Below are 19,701 nucleotides of genomic sequence, written 5' to 3'. Positions count from 1 at the left end.
CGGCGTCGAATGGTGCCTGGCGAGCTTCCCTCAGCTGCTTGAGGTCTTCAGCGGAGCGAATGAAGGTGATCGACTCTTGAGGCGCGCTCTCCGCGAGATGCTTCTGTTCCGCCGCGTCGGTGTCGGCGCAGCAGACAAGAACCCGCCTGGGACGCGAGCCCTCTGCGTGCGCTGAGGTTTTGCTGCCGGTGATACCGGGGACGGCAAACGCCGAGCCGGTTCGTTTTCGATGCATGACAGGTTCCTTCGTGCCGGAGGACGGACCCGCGCCGCACAGCAGCCGCACGTTGCGGGCGTGCAAGCCCGCGGCCAGCAGTCGGTGCGAGAGATCGCCTGATCCGGGCTTGCGCTCCGCAGTGCGGATGCTTGAGTGGCTGAGGCCGTCCCGGCACGTCGGAACCGCAAGTGCCTCCTTGCCGCAACGGGTGCACAAATTGACTTCACCTGTTGACAATTTGACGAAGTGTCGGCAAGGTGAAACACAGAAGGTGATCAGTCGCCAGTCCGGACCGGAGTGGCTGCGACTGCACCTTCCGGGCGGTGGCTCTACCCTTTCCCCCTCAGTGGAAGCCGCGGTCCGGCCTGGGAGGCGGTTGTCGGGGAGGGCGCCGCCTCCCGGGCGACCGGTTGCGTTTGACTCTTTTTGAAGTCGCGGATGACCCGGTCTTCGGGATCTGGTCCGAACTGTCAGCAGGTAGGGAACGGGGACAAAAGCACTGAGCCATCTGAGTGAAGTGTTGCGTTCTGCATACACCCGCGCACTCAGCGGTATAAGTTGATCCACTTGGAGGCGGTGGGTGGAGTCGCCTCCAAACGTCATATCGGCAGGGGAGGCCGTATGAATCGCGTTGTCGTGCGCCGAGCGTCGGTGGATGCGCGTCGGGGTGTGCAGGGAAGCTGGCGTCGCGACCGCGACCTGTGATCCGCGCTGCGGGACCTGGACGAAGAGAGCCTGGTCGGCTGGACGTCCGCTGGTCCCGGAGGCGCATGACCGTCGCGGGGGATGAATGTCTGCTGGACGCAAGCTCAGTTTCGTTGAACCATTGCGGAACAGCGAATTCCGGGCACTGTGGCTTGCCGAGCTGAGTTCCGTTGTCGGCGACCAGCTCGCGCGGGTGGCGCTCGCCTTGGTGGTGTATGCACAGACGGCGTCAGCATTGCTTACCGCGCTGACGTACGGCTTGACGCTGGTTCCGAGCTTGCTGGGCGGGCTACTGCTGTCGGGCTTGGCCGACCGACTTCCTCGCCGCAGCGTCATGGTCGTGACGGATGCCGCGCGTGCGCTGCTCGCGACGGCGATGGCGGTGCCCGGGCTGCCGCTTCCAGTGCTGTGGGGCTGTGTCGGTTTGTTGAGTTTTGCCGCGGGACCGTTCAAGGCCGCGCAGATGTCCTTGCTGCCCGAGGTCCTCGGCCGCGGCGAACGCTACGAAGCGGGGCTGGCGTTGCGGCAGTTCACGACGCAGCTCGCGCAACTCGTCGGCTTCGCCGGCGGAGGGCTGCTGCTGGCGTGGCTGGACCCACATGTCGCGATGGGGCTGAACGCGGGCACGTTTGTCGTGAGCATGATCCTGGTGCTCCGCGGCGTGAGTCGGCGGCCTGCTTCGCGTGCCGCGGAGCATCCAGATCCTGCGGAGTTGCCCGAGCCCGATCCTGGTGATGGACGCGCTGTCGTTGTGACGTTGTTCGGGTTGGTGCTGCTGCTCGGTTTGTACATCGTTCCCGAAGGGCTGGCAGCGCCGTACGGTCGAGAGCTCGGTGCCGGTGCGATCGGGATCGGTCTGCTGATGGCGGCGGATCCGGTCGGCAGCGCGATCGGTGCCTGGGTTTCGACGCTGGTGCGGTTGCCGACGAAGCTGCCGGTGATCGTGGTGTTGGCCGTGGCCGCCGGACTGCCGTTGATCGCCTGCGCGGGTAGGCCGAACCTTGGTCTGACGTTGGTGTTGTGGGCTGCGGCCGGTGCGGTGGGGCAGCTTTATTTGATCAAGACTCAGGCGCTGGTGGTGGCCGTGGTGCCGAACCGGAGGCTGGGCGGTGTGATGGGCCGGACGGGAACGGTCATGTACTGCTCGCAGGGCCTCATGATCGTGGTCGGCGGGGCAGTCGCCGACCGAATCGGTCCTTTCCGGGCGACCGCTGCCGCCGGTGCGAGCGCGGCGGTGCTGGCGGTGGTCGTGGGCGCGGGGTGGTGGGTGGCTCGCTCCCGGGGAGCAACCAGGAGCGAGCCGTTCTCAGCAGATCGGGAGCGTGATCACCATTCCTTGCCGCGCACGTTCGGCACCTCCCCCCGGGACCAGGACCGCCTGACCGACCGGGCCGCACGCGGAGAGACGTCGCCGACCCGGTCGGCAACACACGGGAGTCAGTATGGCGGCTAGGCAACCTGACAGGCCAGGCGCTGCGGAAAACGTCGTGCTCAGGCGATCTTCTGACAGAAAAGCGAAACTGAGAGACGCCCCGAGGCCGGTTTTCGCGACGGTCGTCCTCATTGACTTCCTCGCGCTGGCACTCGTGCTGTGCTGGCTGTGGGCCGGACCGCCAGCGGGCGCGAACCTGGGCCGATCGGTGCTCATTGTCCTGGGCGGGCTCGCGAGCGCGGAGCTGACGTGGCGTCTCGAACGGCAGCGTCGGCAGCTGTCCGATACGCCGCACGTCAACATGAGTTCGGTGGCGATCCTGGCGGTCACGCTGGTATCTGGCCCGGTCGCGGGATCGGTGGCCGCCGCGATCCTCTACCTGCATCTCTGGTGGAGGGCATCACGATGGACCAGCGGGATCGACCCGTATCGTGCGGTGTTCAACACCAGCGCGATGATCGTCTCGGCATGCGCCTCCTACGGCGTTGTTCACCCGCTGGCGCCCGGGGGAGTGGCGAGCGCACCGAGCGAGACCAGCGCCGTGGTGCTCCTTGCCGCGATCGCGACGTTCTGGCTTGTCAATTCGCTCGCTGTCGGTGCCGCCATCGCAGCCGCGGAGAAGCTGCGTTCGATCACGGGCCTCGTCGGCGGCTGGAGCGCGAACGCCTTGGAGATCGTGACGCTGTTCTTGGGCGCGATCACCGCGGTCGTCATCCAGCTGCGGCCGTGGCTCACGCTCTTCCTACTGCCGTTGATCTACGTGCTGCACCGCAGCGACTCCGTCAAGCACCTCGAGATCGCGGCCAGCACCGACCGCAAAACCGGTTTGCTAAACATGGAAACCTGGCGATGCCTGGCCGAAGCCGGCCTGAAGAAGGCACGCCGTCACCACGTGCCGGTCGCCGTTGTGATGCTGGACCTGGACTTCTTCAAGCGCATCAACGACACGCACGGCCACCTCTTCGGCGATGACGTCCTGCGCGCGGTGGCGCACGTGCTCAGCAGTGAAGTTCGCCGTACCGATCTCGTGGGCCGCTTCGGAGGCGAGGAGTTCGTGGTCTTCCTCGCCGACGTGGACCTTGTCCGGGCGACTGAGATCGCTGAACGGATCCGCAGCGCCGTCGCGGCGCTCGAGATCTCACCGAGCACAGACGGTACTTCGTCGGCAGTTCCGGTTCGCATCACAGCGGGCGTGGCGTGCGACGACGGGTACAGCGACGATGACGTCGACCTGAGCCAACTGCTGCTTGCCGCCGACAACCGCCTGTTCTTCGCTAAGGGACAGGGGCGCGACCGGATCAACGCCGGGTACACCAGGCAAGCCCGCTGAGGTCCTCAGCTACTGGCTAGGTGCTGTTTCGTATCGGTGCATCCACGCGATCAGCGGGCGAACGGCGCGCAATGCTTCCGCGCCCTTCCTGGTGAGTTCGTACCAGGTCGGCTTGAAGTGGCCTTCGTCGGCGTATAGCCGGACGAGACCGTGGTCTTGTGCTCGTTTGAGCGTTTTGGTGAGGCTCTGGTCGGAGAGCGGGCTGGCGTACTCGCCGTTGTCCGGTCGTACTTCGCCTTCGTTCACCCGGTCGCGAATGTCGCGGTACTGGAGCTTGTCCTCGGTGGCGAGCGCGGCGAGCACGACGATCATCCACCGTCCTCGGAGCATCTCGACCGCCGACTCGAAGGTCTTTTGGTACGACATGTTCTGGCTCGACACGTTGCCAGCTAACACCATCCGCAGTGTGCTGTCTCACTGACTGGCAGATCGAGTGCCGCGTGGGCCGAACGAGTGAATGCGGCCCGGAACACCCCTGCGTGAGTCGACGCCTTTCCCTTGCCTGAGTCGGCAGAGTGCCTGGTAGGCATGCTGCAGCCGGGATTGACCGCCTGGCGCCGCACACAAGCGCGAGGCTTGGGCTGAGGCCAGGAGCAGGCTGTACGCCCAAGCCTCGCCAACGGGCAAAAGGGCGGCCCGCCTTTGCGGCGGGCTGAGTTCACGAGGGTGGGAATGCGCGCGAACCGAGCAGAAGAGCCCAGGCTGGAACCGAGCATGGTCGCGGACGTCGCGAGACTGGTCAGGGAAGTCCCGATTCCTCGGCCGTTCAGCATGAACGCGTTGATCGGCCGGCTGAACCGGCACCGGGACAAACCCATCCGCCTCATGCGCGGCGATCTGAGCGGAACCATGCCGACCGGCTTGCTGCTGAGAACCGAGGCTGCGGACTACATCGTCGTGATCCGCGACGTCCAGCGCGGGCATGCCCGCCACATCCACTTCCATGAACTCGGACACATCCTCCTGGAGGACGCCGAAGTTGCCGGTCCGTGCCTGCCGCGGGGGGACCCTCGCTGTCGTGAGGCCGCCGAGTTGATGGCGGAGGAGTTCGCCCATCAACTGGCCGAGCGGATCGACGCGCACTCCCTGCGCAGCGGCTTCGGCGGCGAGAACCACGCGGTCACCTCGATGGGCAAGACCTTCGCAGCGACGACGGACTTGCGCGGCCTGAATGCGTGAATCCTACGGATTGGTCGCGTTGGCGGCGGGGGCGTTGGTCGCGGCGGAAGGGGGTCGGACGCTGCACGTATTCGCCCGACATCGGGACGCGCAGGGCAAGGCGTACCTCGGAACGATGCTGACATTCTTCGGCGTGTCGCTGGCGCTCCGGGCACCTGAGTTGACTTCGGTCGTGACCGAGACGGCTGGAGTGCCGAACCTGACGAGTTTCGTGCGAGCGGCGTGCTCGCTGGGAACAGTGACCGGGCCGCTTGGCCTGCTCGGACTCAGCGGATGGACCTGGCTGCGGCCGAGATACGTCGTCGCCGTTGTGGCCGTCGGAACTGGTGTGCTTGCATGGCTTGCCTTCGATGGATCACTGTCCCCTGACAAGCTTGAGTCGCTTGGTCCGGTCGTCTGGATCAGCGGTGGCGTGCCGGGGCTCGCCTTCGCAGTTTTCGCTGCGCGATTTGCGAAAATTGTCCAGCATTCTCCATCACGTGTGCGAGTTGCGGGGATCCTAACGATTGTCGGCAGCACAACCTGCGTCGTTGGGGTTATGGCGCGTCTGGTGACAGTGGCTGGAGGTCCGGACCTGAGCGGAGGCAGCGTCTGGCGTGGCCTGCTGGTGCAGAGCCTCGGCGGCGTGCTCATCGCGACCGGGTCGTGGTACGCCGAAGCCGCGGACCTCATCGCTGATTTCCGTCGGGGACTGGAGACCATGAGAATCCGGAGATTGTGGCGCTACGTCGAGCCGATAAGGCGGACGATGACAGATCGGCTTGCTGCGGGCGGCGTGCTAGGGCGAGAGATGATCGACATCTACGATGCGCTGCTCCTCGCCCGACAGCAGAACTGCCGGCGGGTGCGCGAGCGGGCATCGTTGGTCGCGGATGCCGTGGGGCTTGGATCGCGGGACCGGGACGAGTTTCTCGATGCCGTGGACTTGCGCTCCGCAGTAGTCACGCCGAGTCGTTCGCTCGGCGCAGCTACCAGCGCTCGGGTGGCGGAACTGGGCGTCGATCTTGAGGAGGATCCGCTTGATGTCGACGTCGCAATACAGCGCGCACAGGTAGCCAGATTGGCTCGGCTTGTGCTGCGTGACCGGGTGGTGCGGCGTACCGCATGAATTGCCCGCGCCTAGGAGGATTATGCAAGCAAGTGCAGTGCGTGCTCGTCTCTTGCCGTGGCGGACACTCCTGCGTTGAACGGCCCTGGGCGAACATGAAAGCCACGCGCTCCTTGTACTGGCCGGAGCGGCTGTGCGGCACAGACGCGTAGTCGTTCTAAGGCGGTTAGCGCAATCGCCAAATCGACGGAGCCTGGCGCGCATCGACTCGAATCAAATAACCGGAGGGTTCTTGGTTCGAGTCCAAGCGGGGGAGCAAAGCCCAGGTCAGAGACCTGGGCTATTTTGCTACCCGTAAGTAGGGGCGATTTAGTGTCGATTTTGACGGTCGTTCAAGCGGTCGTCTATCGGGGCCGCCGGTGGCCCGCTGCGGTAGCCAGTGTGCGTTCGTCGCCATGTAGTGCCAATGCCGTGTTCGCCGCTGTCCGTCCCGCTGCGGCTGACCCTGCTCGATATGGCGACTCGTCGATCGACGTGAGCGTGCAATGGCCCAAGGCGGCTTCTGGTGCGCTGGGAGGCGTGTCAGAGTGGGGCCCGGGCCGCTGCTGCGGGATGTTCCAGATGCCGCGCTGCGCGGCTCATACCCGGGGGCGTGATGGACAGTGATGCTCTCGGCCCGTTCCGAGCAGCCCACGAGGAATGGCATATCGCCCTGGTGCACGCCTAACTGGACCAGTGTGTCGAGCGGAGTTCCATGACGGCCGGGTTTGACCAGCAGCAGCCAGTTCTGGGCCACTGAGATGACGACGAGAACAACGGCATTCCCGGGGCTCGGCACGAGGTGACTCTGGAGCCGGTTCTGGTGCCCAGGTGTGGGCTACTGTCGACGGTTCCTGGCGGCGATGGCCGCCGCGTATGCCTCTGCCGGGACGAACGAGTGCCCGCGAGCCGGGTACCACTCTCCCGTCGCGCTGTGGGTAAAGGGATACCAATGTCCGTATGTGCCCAAACGGACTTGGACTTGCGCAGCGGCGTAGGTGATCCAATTCCGGTGGATCTCGGCGGTGGCTCCGCGCAAGGAATGCCGTGCGGCGATGTCGTCGACGGCCCGCTGCATGGCTTGAGGTGGCGGATCGAATGCATGAAGTGCCGTCCGTACCCCGTGGAATTGGCCGAATGTGTGCGCGAACCGCAGTCGGCGGAGTTCGCTTGGTCGGATTCCGGCGCGCTCAGTGATCTCTTCGACCGGGCTTGCCGGTGGGTTTTCGGCGAGCAAGCACACGAGATCGACCAGAGGATCGGGATCGTCGGCCAGTCCTCCGGCCAGGAGAGTCGCGGCGCGGCGGGCGGCGTGTCCGGCCAGGAGGCGGAGAACGGCCGGATCAGGGCCGGGAGACGGCGGTGCCGGAATGGCGCGGTCGGCGAAGGGAATGGCATCGCCGGGGAAGTGCATCGCGGTCACCTGTTCAGCCGGATGAGGTCGGTCAGTTGGTCGGGAGTCAGGTTCTGGAGATCGGGCTGCCCGTCGTGGCAGAGCATCAGGCGGGTCAGCCGGTCCTTGCCCTCGAGCCGGGCAGTGATTTTTTCCTCCAGGGTGTTGGCATGAATGAGGTAGTGCACGAGCACGTCCTGTTTCTGACCGGACCGGTAGGCCCGGTCGTTGGCTTGCTCCTCGACGGCTGGATTCCAGCCGCGCTCGTAGTGGACGACGTTGCGCGCCTCGGGGAGGTCAAGACCGAATCCGCCGCATTGAATGCCGATGACCAGCACTTCCACCGAACCGTCTTTGAGTTCGGCGATGGCTTGCTCCCGGTCCTTGGTCTTCGTTTCCCCGTTGAACAGCCGGACCCGGTAGCCGAGCGTGGTGAGGTACTCGGCGACCAGCGACCCGGTGCTGCGGTATTTGACGAAGATGAGCGTGGACTCGTTTCGGGTGCGGGCGGCCTCGATGATCAGGCGAGTTCGGCGTAGTTTGGGCGCTTCCGTTTCCGCGTACTCGAGGTCGGCGAGGATGGTCGCCGGGCTTTGGCCCTCGAACAGTCCGGGGCTGGCGCAGATCATCTGCTGCTTGTAGCAGACGTCTCTGGCGAGTTGGCCGGTGCGAGAGCTGGACGGAAGTGCGTCGCACTGTTCCTTGACGTCGTAGTAGTGCGCTTCCAGCAGCCCGATTTGTGTTCTGGACAAGGGGACGGAGTAGGTGTTCTTGACCTTCTGCGGGAGTTCGAGTCCCAATTCGGGGTCATCTTTCATTCGCCGGATCATGAACGGGCCGGTGGCCCGGTGCACCCGAGACCGGGCGTCACCGAGTTCTGCGTCAGTGGCTGCCTCTTCGACGGGCCGGGCGTAGCGCGAGAGGAATTGGGAACAGGAACCGAAGAGCCGCGGCGTGGCCCAATCGAAGAGCGCCCACAGTTCGCCGGGCCAGTTCTCCATCGGCGTTCCGGTAGAGGCGATGCGCATGGCGGCGCGAAGCAGTCGTGCATACCGAGCACAGAACGTCGCTGGGTTCTTGATTTTGTGCGCCTCGTCAGCGATGACGAGGCCCCACTCGATCGAGCACAGCTTGTCGTGCTCATGGTTCAGCATCTTGTAGGAGGTGACGATCACCGCGTCGCCGTCCATTCGGTCGGGAAGTTGCCTCTTTCGCCCGAAGTAGAGTTTTGTGTTCACTGCGACGTTGTGCTTGTCGGCTTCGTCCTCCCACCGCTTCGCAGTTGCGTGGTTAGGTACCAGGACGAGCGTCGGCCGGTCGCGGTGCGGCCGGCCCGGCAGGAGGTGGAATGCCAGGCAGGTGAGTGTCTTGCCGATGCCCATGTCGTCGGCGAGCAGGGCACCGCATCCGGCGGCTGCGAGGCGCTGGATCCGTGCGACGGCGACTGTCTGGTACGGGCGCGGTTTGACCGGATGCAGCGCCGCAGTGAGCCGATCGAGTTCGGCATCGGTCGGTTGACGGCACAGGCGATCGATGGTGCGGGTGATGCCGTCTTCGGCGGTGCAGGCGAAGGTGCGCCCGTCTTCGGTGGTGAAGCCGTCCATGACGTCGAGGACGGCCTGTGCGGCAGGGATGGCGGGTAGCGGCTTGCGCAGCGTTGCGCGGGTTTCGTTGTCGAGGAGGATCCAGCGGTTGTGCCGGTGCACGATCGGCATGGCTCTGGCGGTCAGTTTGGCGAGTTCCTCGCTATTGATCGGGACGTCGTCGACGGCGAGCTGCCAGCGTCGATCCAGGATCTCGCCTAGCCCGAGCCTGCCGTCGACTTTCCCGGACGCGACGACGACGCGAGGGACCGCATCGGTCAGCCAGTTCTTGTGCCACTCGATGTCGATCCCTATCGCGCGCAAGGCGTCTCCTGCTCGTCCGCGGAGAGTCGCCGCGTTTTCGAGCGAGAGCAACAAGCCGTCCGGCCACGGCTGGTCGGCGAGCGGCTGCAGCGCCGGAGCGGCCCCGGCTCCGCGCCGGAGCATCCTGCACACCTGGCGTCGAAGATCGACGTCGTCGACGGGCGGCGGCGCGTCGCCGTTCCACACGGAGATTGCATCCACCGCGGTGTCGGAGCTGCCGGGAATCCCGCGGAACTGGAGAATCGCGCGCAGCTGGCAGCTCGTGTCGTCCGGCTCCTCGATCTTGATCGCAAGCGCTGGCACGTGCTCGCCGGGATCCGCGTCGTCTTCGATCGATTCGGTCCACGGGCGCAGCAGCGCGTTCTCGGCCGAGAGCGTGACTGGTGCCGCGAAAGGAACCGCCCCGAATGCGAGAAACGAGCCTGGCGACCGGACGAATCGATCTGCCACCACGTCAAGCAAGGTGCGACCGACCTCGTAGGCCGACGGGACTTCTACCTTGTCCGTTTTGCCGGTCGAGGCGTGCAGGCAGCGCGAAACGCCTTCGAGGCGTTCCGCTAAGCCGCACAGCTGATTTTGGCGGAACGGAACCAGGGGTCCGATCTTCCAGGCTGGCTGCCGGTCGCTGTTCCGCATTCCCTCGGAGTACCCGGGCAACACGAAGCCGTTCTGGATTATCTCGATCGCCAGGCGGGCGGTGGCCGCGCACACGCGCGCGGAGTCGCTCCAGCCGGTGTTGTCCGCCTGGACGAGTGTCGGCAGCAGGTCGGCAAGCCGCGTCCGGCCGCAGCGCACGTGCTCGATTTCGCCGGTGCGCCAGCCGATCCAGCGGTTGACGACAGCGTTCTCGTTTTCGCGGAGCAGGACGTCGACGGCAGGCCCGAAGCAGAGCAATTCGGCGGTCAGCGGCGGGGCCTCGACATCGAATGCGAGCTCAGCGCCGTTCTCCAACGCGCCCAGCAGTTCGGCTATCGGGACAGCGGGTTCCGTTGTGCGCAAACGGAAATCGTTGCGTGAGAGCGGTTTGACGGCAGCTGGTCCGGCCGCTGCGGCGGGCGTCGCATCGGGCAGGTCCGTCCGGATGACCCCGGCATCCGCCACCGGATCGGACGGTTCCGGCTCTGGTGCCTGTTCCAGATGCTGGTTCACCAGCAGAAGCAACTGCCGGCTGGCGTTTTCCTTGGCTGCCTTCTTGCTCGGGCCATGCGCGCGGACCACTATTTTCCGCCCGTTGATCTCGCATGATGCCTGATGCGCGTACGGGAGCTGCTTCCGATCGTCGGGCTTCTGATCAAGCGCGGTGATCTTCCCTTGCATCTCGGCGGCGTTCAGCGCGCAGCTCGCCGAGTTCGTCGCGAAGAGCAGCTTGCGATCGCGGGCAGAGGGCACTGCGGGCGGGAACCCCAGCAGCCTGGAAAGAAGCGCGGTTCTGGCGGCCTCGCGAGCGGCCTGCTTGTTCGTTGCCTGACAGGGGCCAGTGCTGATGAGCTTGCGACCGGATCGCATCGCGACTTCGGCGAGGAAGTACCCGTTGCCGTCTTTGTAGTCGCTGACGCTCCATTGGAGCGGGGCCGCACCCGCTCTGATCCGGCATGTCTCAAGAAGGCGGGGCAGTGTCCCCTTGATCCGGGTCGAGGAAAGCAGTCCTTCCTGTTTCACCGCGGTCCAACCCGGCGCGTCGACCGTGAGCAGCAGATACTCGAGGTCCTCGTGCCGAAGGAGTCCGGACCGAGCGCGAAGCGACGCATTGTCGAGCAGTTCTTGCGGTGCCTCGGGTTTGCGGGCCGCGGCCTTGATCCTCGAGAGGAATTGTTGCGGCTCGAGGGCAGGCAAACCGGATGGCGGAACCGGCGGCGTGGAGCCTGTCACTGGTGCGGGCGCCGCGGGCTGTTCCGCCTCGGCAAGCCGCTCCAGGAGGCGAAGCTGTGAGCGTTGCATCGCTTCTTTGCGTGTCCAGCCTTCGGCCCAGGCGCCGTTGATCGTCACGCCGTTGAGGTCGATTGAGCAACGGTATTTGAACGGGGACGGGCCGGGTGTTCCGTAGCCGGCGTCCGGGACCGGGCTGGGGAGTCCGCGCTTCAGACAATACGAGGCCAGCACTGAGGGGGCGAAGTTCAGTTGCCGGCCGATGCGCCGCGCCGCCGCATCACGGACTGCGGGTGGGACAGCAGCACTGTCCTGCATACCGAAGAGCAGGAGGTAGAGGTCCTTTGCGCGCAGGCTGTCGGTCTCGATCCGGCTGATCAGCGCGCGTTGATCAGCGTTGCTCAGTGCGCGATGGGTCAGAGCGCGCTGAACCCATTCGGGCACTGAAGCGTTCATGCAGTCTCACAGCCTTTGCCGGTCCGGAAGACGAAGAGGTCGTCGAGCACGGACAAGCTAGCCCAGGACTGATACCAGCGAGGGGAACGCGACGTTCGCGCGTTCGAGTGAATCTGCGAGATATTCGACAATATCGGAACATGGCCGACAAACGGTGCATGCGGCTCGGTCGCTGTCGCGGACTCGGACCTGGGAACTTTTGAAAATGTTTGCCGCAACGGCAAAGACCTGTGACTTGAGTGCGACGACGACTTTGACCCCGTCCGCAGGGCTTCTCCTTCTTTGTGGACAGACTGCGTGCTGGCGGGCTCCGACGGTGCGCTCAGGACGCTGACCTCGGCAGCGGAGCCTCTGTCGAGGAAGATTCGCGGGCTGGACTGCACACGATCCCAGGTGGGCCTGTCAGAAAGCGACCGACCTGACGATGCGGCGGCAAGAAACGGACTCTCCGTCCAGCGAGATCACTCGGTCGCGCTCCTGCTCGGCGTAACAGGCGTCGGGCCTGCTTGCGATATAGCGGGAGATCCGGCTGGAGTGGCTTCCATCCGGTGGCGTTACTGATAATGAGGAGCGGATGACCTGTGAAGCTCTTTCGTGGCGGCTCGGTGTGGCGCAAATGGGACCTGCACGTCCATGCGCCGGGAACCGTGTTGAACGACTGCTACGGCGGTGCCACGGACGCGAATTGGGAAACGTTCTGCGATATCGTGCACTCGTCCGACGTCGACGTTGTGGGGATCGCTGATTATTTTCGCGCCGACTCGTTCTTCGAGTTCGTCGCCCGCTACGAACAGCGGTACCCGGAGAGTGAGAAGGTGTTCTTCCCCAACGTCGAGTTGCGGTTGAACGAGGCAGTCAATGACGCTGGCGACACTGTTGACATGCACGTTCTGTTCCGGCCGGATGTGAGTGCCGAGACGGTGACAAAATTCTTGTCCTCGCTGCCCGCTCAGCTTTCCGACGCGAATGACCGCAATATTCCCTGTGCGGAGCTGGAAAATGATCAACAGTATTGGAGTGCGTCTGTTGCCAGGGGGGACGTGCTAACGGCGCTGGCCGATACGTTCGGCAAAGCGGCACGATCCGATCAAGTGCTCGTGCTGGTTCCGGCGAACAACAACGGTATTCGCGGGTCTGCGGTCGAGCGCAAGCGAAATCTGACAGTTCAGATCGACAAGATGGTGGACGCCATCTTCGGCAGTTAGAAATCTGTAAACTGGTATCTCAGCACTGACCGGTTTTCCGATCCTCAACAGCCGTCCGTGCCAAAGCCGGTCTTCGCGGGCAGTGATGCCCACTCTTTCGATCAGTTGAGGGCATGGCTCGGAAAGACCGTCGACGAGCCCAGTGTGCGAAAAGAGGTCACCTGGGTCAAGGCGGATCCGACCTTTGAGGGGTTGCAGCAGACGCTTGTCGAGCCAGGGGAACGGGTCCGGATCGGCGCCGACCGGCCCGATTTCAAAGAACCGTACAAGTATCTGGCCAAGATCAGGTTTCCGGAATCGCCCGACTTCCCGGCGGAGGTGTGCTTCAACCAGAATCTTTGCTCGATCATCGGCAGTCGCTCGTCCGGCAAGTCCGCCCTGCTTTCCTATATTGCCCATGCCGTCGACGAGGACTACACGATCAAGCAGCAGCGGGAGGCCTTCGGCGAGGTGAGGGAAGCCGCGCTCGGGCCGGCCGCGGGGAAGACGTGGGCCGAGGTCGCCGGCATAAGTCGCGTCGTCGAGTGGGGCGATCCGACCGTGCGGGCCGGTCGGGTCATCTACATCCCGCAGAACTCGCTGTTCGCGATCAGCAACCGGCCGCAGGAGATCACGGCGAAGATCGAGCCGGCTCTCTACCGGGCGGATCCGGGCTTTCGTGCTGTGCACGAACGCATGAAGTCTGATGTGCAAGGGTGCACCCTGCAGATTCGAAGTGCTGTCGAAGAGTGGTTCAACCTGAATGATCTCCTGACCCAGGAGCGGCAGGAACTTCGGCGACTGGGTGACAAGGAAGCCATTGAATCAACGCGGGACAAGGTCGCTGCGAGAATCGAGAAGCTTCGTGAAGGATCGTCCCTCAGCACGGAGGAGATCGACGCCTATCGGGACCTGATGGCGGCTCTCGAAGGCAACGAGGGCAAGATTCGCGTCGTCGCGGACAAGACGCGCGAGATCGACATATACACCGCACAACTACCGGACGGCAGCTATGCGGTGAACGATGGGGTATCGGTCAACGTCCAGACAGCGCCGTTGGCCGCCACCTTTCCTGAGCCCTTGCGGGGCAGGATTGGCCAACTGGTTCAGCAGGCCGCTGACGCGCTGCTGAGCGGGATCAAGGGCGAGTTCGTCAGCTTTCGTGCGGAGCTAGAGGCCGAGAGGGCAGACCTCGATGCGAAGAACGAGACGCTTCGTCAGCAGAACCGCGAGCTGATCCGGAAGAACCAGGACAACGCCGAGATCGAAGCCGAAGTCCAGCATCACAAGGAGCAAGAGGCGACCCTCGCGGCGATCGATGCCAAAGAGGAGAAGCTCGCCGAGCTAGCGATGCGGCAGCAACATCAGCTGGGCATCATCAAGACGGCCCTGACCCGGCGGGAGGCATGCTTCGAAGCGCTCCATGACGAGTTTGCGGCCAAGCCGCGAACCACCAGCGACGAGGGGATGTCGTTCGGCCTTGAGCATCGGGTGACGAACGATGCGCTCATCATGCTTGCCCGGCTCTTCAACATCCGCGACAGCAGTTATTACATCGATCGCGACTCGCAGCTGCTGCGACTGGATCTGATTCACAGCGACCCCGAGTCGTTCCTGGACAAGGTCGCGACGGGAAAACAAAAGCTCAAGCAGGCTGCGTCTCGCTCGGGCGTCGCCGTCCAGGTTTTCTCGATGACACCCGAGGTGCGGTTCTACGCGACCTTGGAAAACGATCGGATCGGCGGGTTCGAGAGCTCCTCCATGACGCCCGGCAAGCAGGCGTTGTTTGCCTTGACGCTCATCCTGGAAAAGTCCGACGACAAGTGGCCGTTGCTGATCGACCAGCCGGAAGACGATCTGGACAGTCGTTCGATCTACGAGGTGATCGTGCCGTACCTGGTGAAGAGCAAACGAGATCGGCAGATCATCATGGCCAGCCACAACGCCAACCTGGTGGTCGGTGCGGACTCCGAACAGGTCATCGTCGCCAACCGCCACGGCGCGGACCGCCCCAACAACAAGAATCGGAAATTTGACTACGTCACCGGTTCGCTGGAGCACAGCCGGAAGCAGCGCATGTCGAACCATGCTCTCGACGAGTGCGGGATTCGCGAGCACGCATGCCGGATCCTCGACGGCGGCGAAGAGGCCTTCCAGAAGAGGAAGAGCAAGTACCAGATCAACTGACTGCTTGCGTCGGCGAACGGTGGTGTGCGATGGATTTCAGGACCTGGGACCTCGGCCGGCGCGACAAGCAATCCCCGGTCGTCCTGGCAATCCAACTGCGGGTCGCCTGGCACGTGACCGGTCGACCACGGAGCCTCCCGGGCCGCGGTAGTGCGACTCGATGGTCTTTTCCTTGACACCCTTGACGATCCGAGTGTCGTTGGTGACGTCTGCCAAAAGGAGGCCGCAGTAGGTGCTGGCCAGCGCGGCGACCCTCTGAGCGATCGATTCGGCCATCTGCGCCTTGTGCTCGATAGTGGCCGACTCGGAGCCGACTTACGGGTGTCGGTCGGCGGGGCCTGGCCGGGACTTTCGGCGGTGAGACCGGCCTGCTCAACCGGCCCGCCGTACCGCTGGCCCGCCGCGATCCCAGCGTGCGTAGGTGCCGTGGTCGAGCAGCCGTGTCGGCAGCGGACGTTCCCGGTGTCGCAGGTCAGAAAAAGCGCGCGGGGCGATCGTTGATGCGGAGCAGTCCGGCAGACGTCCCGAATCGCAGCGAAAGCGTGGTCGATGCGGCGAGGCGGAGCGCGCCGCAGTTTTGCCCGCAGCGGCGTAAGTTCGCTTCGTGGCTGCGCGTGCCGTGCTGGGGCGCGTTCACGATCCGGCGACGGAGTCCTGCTGCTGGCAGACAGGTCGGCCATTCGGCGCTGCCGGACTCGAGCCAGTCGGGCCGACGGTGCCCGTGCGGCGAAGCTGGGAGTGCGCAGTCCAGGGCGGCGATGACCCAGTGTTATCTCTCAGGCGAGCTGTCGGTTTGCTCGCGCGGCTGGACGCGGTCTGTGGCGGCTGCGATCCGGGCAGCGTGGCGGGAGCGTTGCAGCAGGAAGCCGAGTCGGTGGTCCGGCGTGCGCCCGACTCCGCGTGCGGGGAGCCGGTGTCCGGCGGGACGAAGCCCGGTTCGGCGGGGTGGCGGGCATCGCCGCTGAGTTGTGGGTTTTCGGCAAGTGCGCCCGTTGATCGAGGAGTCCCGACCGTTCTGGACGAGGGCGTTCCCGGTGGCGGCACGCCCGGCAGTCGGGTCGCCGGACGGCCACCGGATCGTTTGATTCAGCAGTTGCTAAGATTTGCAATTGTCGAGTGCTTCGGCGACGAGTTGGCGGGGCTCACGGTGGTGTCCCGGTCCGGCCGGACCGGGTTCCGGCGATGTCGGCCGTGCGGGCTGCGTCGCCGGGCGGATGAGCTGCGGTCGTCTGGCAGGCTCCCCGGCCCCGATACCAGGGCGGGACGGCCGCACCTTCACGACAGCGAGCGCGAGGAGTGCACAGTGCTGAGTTTGTGGCGCAAGATCCGCCGGGTCGGGCTGGTGGCCGAGCCGGCTCCGCCGAGGCCGGAGCGGCTGGAGGTCGCGGCGGGGTTGGGCGGTTCGGTGCAGGTGCGGCATGTGGACGCCGGGTCGTGCAACGGGTGCGAGGTGGAGATCGGTTCGGCGTTCGGGCCGGTTTACGACGCCGACCGTTACGGCGCCCGGCTGGTGGCCGCGCCCCGGCACGCGGACGCGCTGCTGGTGACGGGTCCGGTTACGCGGAACATGGCGGAGCCGCTGCGGCGCACCTATGCGGCGGTGCCGGGGCCGCGGCTGGTGGTCGCGGTCGGGGACTGCGCCCGCAACTGCGGGGCCTTCGCTGGCGCGTACGGGGTGGACGGCGCGGTGTCGGACGTGGTCCCGGTGGATCTGGAGATCGCCGGGTGTCCGCCGCGGCCGGAGGCGATCGTCGAGGGACTGCGGAAGATCAGCGGCCGATGACTCTCGTGGAGTACGCCTTCACCGGCGCGGTGGCTGCGGGCGTGCTCAGCGCCGTCGCGGGAGCGGTCGTGCCGGTGCGGGCGCGGTCCGCGGTGGTCGGTGCGGGCACGGCGATCGCCGGAGCAGCCGGGGTGGCCGCTGGTGGTTCGGCCTTGGCCGGTCAGTCGTTTTCCGTTGCCCTGCCTGCGGTTTTGCCGTTGTCGGGGATGTCGTTCACGCTCGACGCGCTGGGCGGGCTGTTCGTCGCCGTGACCGGCGGGGTCGCGGTCGTGACCGGGGTCTACGGGATCTCGTACGCCCGCGGCGGCCTGGACTCTCGGGGTGTCCAGGCCGCGTTCCCGGTGTTTGTGGCGGCGATGCTGCTGGTGCCGGCCGCGGCGAGCGTGGGCACCTTCCTCGTCTGCTGGGAGCTGATGGCGCTGGCGTCGCTGCTGCTGGTGCTGGCCGAGCACCGGCGGCGGCCCGAGGTGGCGCGCGCGGGCCGCTGGTACGCGGTGATGACCCACCTCGGGCTGATCACGATCCTGATCGGCCTGCTCGTCACGGGAGAGGACAGCTTCGCCGCGCTGCGCTCCGCGCACTTGCCTGCCGCAACCGCGAATGTGGTGTTCATCCTGACGCTGGCCGGGTTCTCGTCGAAGGCGGGGATCCTGCCGCTGCACGCGTGGCTGCCGCGGGCGCATCCGGAGGCACCGAGCCACGTGTCGGCGTTGATGTCGGCGGCGATGGTCAACCTCGGCGTGTACGGGATCGTCCGGGTCGGGTTCGACCTGCTCGGCAGTGGGCCTCGCTGGTGGTGGCTGCTCGTCCTGGCGCTGGGCGCGGTCTCGGCGGTGTACGGGATCCTGCAGGCGGCCATGGGCACGGACCTGAAACGGCTGCTCGGCTACTCCACGACCGAGAACATGGGGCTCGTCCTGATCGGGGTCGGCGCGGCCGGGCTGTTCGCCTCCTCCGGCCGCCGCGATCTGGCGGGCTTGGCGCTGGCGGCGGCGCTGCTGCACGTGCTCGGGCACGCGGCGTTCAAGGCACTGCTGTTCCTCGGGGCCGGGTCGGTCCTGCACGGCACCGGATCCCGCGACCTCGACGCGCTGGGCGGGCTGCGGGACCGGATGCCGGTGACCACCGCGTTGTTCGGCTGGGGTGCGCTGGCCGCCTCGGCGTTGCCGCCGGGGACGGCGTTCGCGTCGGAATGGCTGCTGCTGCAGGCGTTGATCCACGGGTTGCCGGCCGCAGGGGCGACCACCGCGATCGCGATGCCGCTGTCCGTGGCCGCCGTGGCGCTCACTGCGGGTTTGGCGGTCGCGACGTTCGTGAAGGCGTTCGGCGTCGGCTTTCTGGCCCGCCCGCGCAGCACCGCCGCCGAGAACGCCCACGAGAGCCCGCCGAGCATGCTCGCCGGAATGGCGCTCGCCGCGCTGGCGTGCGCGGTACTGGCCATCCTGCCCAGCCTCGTCCTGCCGACGCTCGGCCTGGTCGCCGCGAACGTCGCAGGGTCGGCCGACCCGGTCCTCACGGAGACGGTCACTGTCCGCCTGGCCGGGTTCGCCGGCTCGCTGTCGCCTCTGATGCTGACGCTGGCGTTGCTGGGCGGGGTGCTCGCCACGGTCGCTGGGGTGCGGCTGGCGGCGGTGCGGCGGGCGCGACGCACGCCGCGGCTGTGGGACTGCGGCGGCGGGCCGATGTCCGCGCGGATGGAATACACGGCGACCTCGTTCGCCGAACCGCTGCAGCGCGTGTTCGACAACGTGGTGCAACCGGAAACCGACGTCGACGTCACCCATCACCGCGAGTCCGACTATCTCGTGCAGGCAGTGGAATACCGGCGGCGAATGCCCGACCGGATCGAGCGGCGGCTCTACGCGCCGGTGCTCGCGGCGGTGCATGCGTGGGGGAACGCGGGACGACGGCTGGCTAACGGCAGCGTGCACCGCTACCTCGGCTACGGCTTCTACACGCTGTGCGGGCTGTTGCTCGTGCTGGCGGTGACCCGGTGACCGCGCTCGGGCTGGTCGGCGGGCTCGTGCAGCCGGTCGTGGTCGTCGGCGCGTCGCCGCTGCTGGCCGGGGTGATGCGGCAGGTGCGGGCGCGGCTGGAAGGCCGCGCCGGTGCGGGAGTGCTGCAGCCGTGGCGGGATCTGCGCAAGCTGCTGCGCAAGGAGCCGCTCGCGCCGCGCGGCACGAGCGAGGTGTTCCGGTTCGCGCCGCTGGTGCTGGTGGCGACCACGCTCGTCGTGGCGGTGGTGACGCCGTTCGCGACGACCGACTCGGCTGTCGGGCCGGTCGCCGACCTGTTCGCGGTCGTCGTGCTGCTGGCGCTCGGCACGGTTGCACTCGCGTTGGCGGGGCTGGACACCGGAACGGCGTTCGGCGGCATGGGTGCCAGCCGCGAGATGACGATCATCGCGCTGGTCGAGCCGACGCTGCTGGTCGCGATCTTCGCCCTGTCGGTGCGGGTCGGGTCGACCAATCTCGCCTCGATCGTCACCTCGACGCTGCACTACCCGGCGCGGGTAGTCTCCCCGGTCAGCCTGCTCGCCGCGGTCGCGCTGGCGGTCGTGATCGTCGCCGAAACCGGGCGGCTGCCGGTGGACAACCCCTCGACGCACCTGGAGCTGACCATGGTGCACGAAGCCATGATCCTGGAGTACGCCGGTCCCGATCTGGCGCTGGTGGAGCTGGCTTCGGCGATGCGGCTGTCGGTGTTCCTCGGGCTGCTGGCGAACCTGTTCCTGCCGTGGGGGATCGCGACGTCCGCGGCCCCGGCGGCGATCGCGGTCGGCGTGGTGGCCTGGGTGGCCAAGGTGGCGCTGCTCGGGTTGGTCCTGGCCGCGGGCGAGGTGTTCCTGGCGAAGCTGCGGTTGTTCCGGGTGCCGGAGCTGCTCGCCGGGTCGTTCCTGCTGGCGCTGCTCGCGGTTGCCGCGTCCTTCTTCCTGGCGTAACGCGAAAGGACGGTTCATCGAGTGTCCATAGAGG

General features: G+C 66.2%; 12 protein-coding genes. 9 read left to right on the top strand and 3 right to left on the bottom strand.

Annotation, left to right across the window (positions count from 1 at the left end; all coding sequences use genetic code 11):
* Positions 1–1,007: 1,007 nt before the first annotated feature.
* Both DMP23_RS21175 and DMP23_RS21170 read left to right on the top strand, forming a co-directional pair.
* Positions 1,008–2,375, top strand: a complete 1,368-nt coding sequence (locus DMP23_RS21175; protein ID WP_337822274.1) for an MFS transporter — start codon at positions 1,008–1,010, stop codon at positions 2,373–2,375.
* Between the two features lie 34 nt (positions 2,376–2,409).
* Positions 2,410–3,684, top strand: coding sequence for a GGDEF domain-containing protein (locus DMP23_RS21170; RefSeq protein ID WP_337822273.1), 1,275 nt, complete (start codon positions 2,410–2,412; stop codon positions 3,682–3,684).
* 9 nt (positions 3,685–3,693) lie between these two features.
* Here the strand turns inward: DMP23_RS21170 and DMP23_RS21165 are convergent, their stop codons facing one another.
* Positions 3,694–4,050: a winged helix-turn-helix transcriptional regulator gene (locus DMP23_RS21165; protein ID WP_337822272.1), complete on the bottom strand. Its 357-nt coding sequence runs from the start codon at positions 4,048–4,050 to the stop codon at positions 3,694–3,696.
* A 348-nt stretch (positions 4,051–4,398) separates the two neighbouring features.
* On the opposite strand from DMP23_RS21165, the gene DMP23_RS21160 reads away from it, so the two are divergent.
* Entirely contained in the window at positions 4,399–4,863 is a 465-nt protein-coding gene (locus DMP23_RS21160; RefSeq protein WP_337822271.1) for a hypothetical protein, read from the top strand.
* 115 nt (positions 4,864–4,978) lie between these two features.
* Positions 4,979–5,971 (top strand): hypothetical protein, encoded by a 993-nt coding sequence (locus DMP23_RS21155; protein WP_337822270.1) that lies wholly within the window; start codon positions 4,979–4,981, stop codon positions 5,969–5,971.
* Positions 5,972–6,788: 817 nt separating this feature from the next.
* On the opposite strand, the gene DMP23_RS21150 is transcribed toward DMP23_RS21155, so the two are convergent.
* The gene (locus DMP23_RS21150) at positions 6,789–7,373 is read right to left on the bottom strand and encodes a hypothetical protein (RefSeq protein WP_337822269.1); all 585 of its coding nucleotides are present in this window, start codon (positions 7,371–7,373) and stop codon (positions 6,789–6,791) included.
* Positions 7,370–11,572, bottom strand: coding sequence for an SNF2-related protein (locus DMP23_RS21145; protein WP_337822268.1), 4,203 nt, complete (start codon positions 11,570–11,572; stop codon positions 7,370–7,372). Before DMP23_RS21145 ends, DMP23_RS21150 begins: the two co-directional genes overlap by 4 nt.
* Positions 11,573–12,153: 581 nt before the next feature.
* On the opposite strand from DMP23_RS21145, the gene DMP23_RS21140 reads away from it, so the two are divergent.
* The 5 genes from DMP23_RS21140 to DMP23_RS21120 all read left to right on the top strand — a co-directional run bounded on the left by DMP23_RS21140 (position 12,154) and on the right by DMP23_RS21120 (position 19,667).
* Positions 12,154–12,777: a hypothetical protein gene (locus DMP23_RS21140; protein ID WP_337822267.1), complete on the top strand. Its 624-nt coding sequence runs from the start codon at positions 12,154–12,156 to the stop codon at positions 12,775–12,777.
* 57 nt (positions 12,778–12,834) lie between these two features.
* Positions 12,835–14,943 carry a TrlF family AAA-like ATPase gene (locus DMP23_RS21135; RefSeq protein ID WP_337822266.1) on the top strand — a complete coding sequence of 703 codons (2,109 nt, stop codon included), beginning with the start codon at positions 12,835–12,837 and terminating at the stop codon, positions 14,941–14,943.
* Between the two features lie 1,303 nt (positions 14,944–16,246).
* Positions 16,247–16,726, top strand: a complete 480-nt coding sequence (locus tag DMP23_RS21130) for an NADH-quinone oxidoreductase subunit B family protein (RefSeq protein WP_337822265.1) — start codon at positions 16,247–16,249, stop codon at positions 16,724–16,726.
* The gene (locus tag DMP23_RS21125; RefSeq protein WP_337822264.1) at positions 16,723–18,723 is read left to right on the top strand and encodes a proton-conducting transporter transmembrane domain-containing protein; all 2,001 of its coding nucleotides are present in this window, start codon (positions 16,723–16,725) and stop codon (positions 18,721–18,723) included. The genes DMP23_RS21130 and DMP23_RS21125 overlap by 4 nt, the downstream gene beginning before the upstream one ends.
* Positions 18,720–19,667 carry a respiratory chain complex I subunit 1 family protein gene (locus DMP23_RS21120; RefSeq protein ID WP_337822263.1) on the top strand — a complete coding sequence of 316 codons (948 nt, stop codon included), beginning with the start codon at positions 18,720–18,722 and terminating at the stop codon, positions 19,665–19,667. Before DMP23_RS21125 ends, DMP23_RS21120 begins: the two co-directional genes overlap by 4 nt.
* Positions 19,668–19,701 lie beyond the last annotated feature (34 nt).

This window comes from Amycolatopsis sp. A1MSW2902, from assembly GCF_017312175.1.
In the GTDB taxonomy this organism is placed as follows: domain Bacteria; phylum Actinomycetota; class Actinomycetes; order Mycobacteriales; family Pseudonocardiaceae; genus Amycolatopsis; species Amycolatopsis nivea.
Note: the sequence above shows the minus strand (reverse complement) of the source record. Positions and strands in the feature narration are given on the sequence as shown.